This is a genomic window from Nocardiopsis lucentensis DSM 44048, from assembly GCF_000341125.1.
Taxonomy (GTDB): Bacteria; Actinomycetota; Actinomycetes; order Streptosporangiales; family Streptosporangiaceae; genus Nocardiopsis; species Nocardiopsis lucentensis.
The window spans coordinates 1-2,090 of sequence record NZ_ANBC01000447.1 but is presented as its reverse complement, the minus strand read 5'-3'; the positions used below and the strand labels follow the sequence as shown (position 1 = coordinate 2,090).

General features: G+C 70.0%; 2 pseudogenes. Both read left to right on the top strand.

Annotated features, from left to right (window positions below):
* Positions 1-654 (top strand): annotated as a pseudogene (locus tag D471_RS0115660) (1-deoxy-D-xylulose-5-phosphate reductoisomerase); the annotation flags it as partial.
* A gap of 20 nt (positions 655-674) precedes the next feature.
* Positions 675-2,025: pseudogene (locus D471_RS34620) on the top strand (M50 family metallopeptidase).
* Positions 2,026-2,090 lie beyond the last annotated feature (65 nt).

Below are 2,090 nucleotides of genomic sequence, written 5' to 3'. Positions count from 1 at the left end.
CCCTTCCGCGGTCGCGGCCGCCACGAACTGGAGGGAGTCACCCCGGAGGACGCGCTCAACCACCCCACGTGGAGCATGGGCCCGGTCATCACCGTCAACTCCGCCACCCTGGTCAACAAGGGACTGGAGGTGATCGAGGCCAACCTCCTGTTCGACGTCCCCTTCGAGCGCATCGACGTCGTGGTGCACCCGCAGTCCATCGTCCACTCGATGGTCGAGTACGTGGACGGGGCGACCATCGCCAAGGCCAGCCCGCCGAGCATGATGATCCCGATCGCCCACGGGATCGGGGCCCCCGACCGGGTTCCCGACGCCGCCCCCGGACTGGACTTCACCAGGGCCCAGGAGTGGACCTTCGAGCCGCTCGACCACGAGGCCTTTCCCGCGGTGCGCCTGGCCGCCGAGGTCGGCGCGGCGGGCGGTACGGCCCCCGCGGTCTACAACGCGGCCAACGAGGAGGCGGTCGACGCCTTCCTGAGGGGAAACCTCGCTTTCCCGGCCATCATGGACACCGTGTCCCGGGTAGTCTCGGAGCATCAGCGGTCGGAGCGCCCCCTCGGTGCCTCCTCGGCTGACCTGACCCTTGACGACGTGTACGCCGCTGACGCCTGGGCCCGTGTGCGCGCGCGTGAACTGCTGACGGGCCGGGCCTGACACCGGCTTGAGGAGAGTGCATGGTCGCGTTGATGACCGTGATCGGGATCGTCCTGTTCGTCTTCGGGCTGCTGTTCTCGATCGCCTGGCATGAACTCGGCCATCTCTCCACGGCCAAGATGTTCGGGATCAAGTGCACCGAGTACATGGTCGGCTTCGGCAAGACCCTGTGGTCGGTGCGCAGGGGCGAGACCGAGTACGGGGTCAAGGCCGTCCCGCTGGGCGGCTTCGTGCGGATGGTCGGCATGCTGCCGCCCGCGCGCAGGACCGGGGACGAGGGCTCGCGCAAGCTCTCCCGCTGGCGCGCGATGGCCGAGGACGCGCGTGAGGCGTCCTACATCGAGGTCGGGCCCGAGGACCGGGACCGGCAGTTCTACCAGCGCTCGCCGTGGAAGCGGCTGATCGTCATGTTCGCCGGCCCCGGAATGAACGTGGTCCTGGCCGCGATCCTGCTCGGCGTGCTGTTCATGGGCATCGGCGTACCGCAGAGCACCACCACGATCGGCATGGTCACCGAGTGCGTCGTGCCCGCCGGGGAGTCGGTCACCGAGTGCACCGACGAACCGCCCACCCCCGCCGCGGAGGCCGGTCTGGAGGCCGGTGACGTCATCGTGGAGGTGGACGGTACGCCCACCCCCGACTGGAACGCCGCCAACCAGGCGATCCGCGACTCCCTGGGCGGTACCGAGATCGTCGTGGAGCGCGACGGCGAGCGGGTCCCGTTCGACGTGGACATCATCGAGAACGAGCTGCCCGCGCGCGACGCCGACGGCGAGATCCTCTACGAGACCGACGCCGACGGCGACTACGTCTACGACGACCAGGGCTACCGCGCCTACCGGACCGAGACCGTGGGCTTCCTCGGCATCGTGTTCGCCTCCGAGCGCTCCACGCTGACGCTGGGCGAGTCCGCCGCCGAGATGGGGACCATGCTCGTCGGCGTCGGCGAGGCGCTGGTCTCCCTGCCCGGCAAGGTGCCGGACGTGTTCGCCGCGGCCTTCCTCGGCGAACAGCGCACCCAGGACTCCCCGGTGGGCATCGTCGGGATCTCCCGGATCGGCGGCGAGATCATGTCCCAGGGCCTGCCCCTGGCCGACACCGCCGCGCTCATGATCCAGATCCTGGCCGGGGTGAACCTCTTCCTGTTCGCCTTCAANGCCGCCCCTGCCGCTGGACGGCGGCCACATGGCGGGCGCGCTGTGGGAGTGGGTCAAGCGCGGGTGGGCCCGGCTGACCCGGCGGCCCGACCCGGGCCCCGTGGACGTGGCGATGCTGACCCCGGTGGCCTACGTGGTGGTCGCGTGCTTCCTGGTGTTCAGCGTGGTCCTGCTCGTGGCCGACCTGTTCAACCCGGTGCGCCTCTTCGGCTGAGCGGTGCTTGTTTTGGTCCTCCGCTGCGCTTCGGACCGTGTTCGGGCGCCCTCGAGGCAGGGATT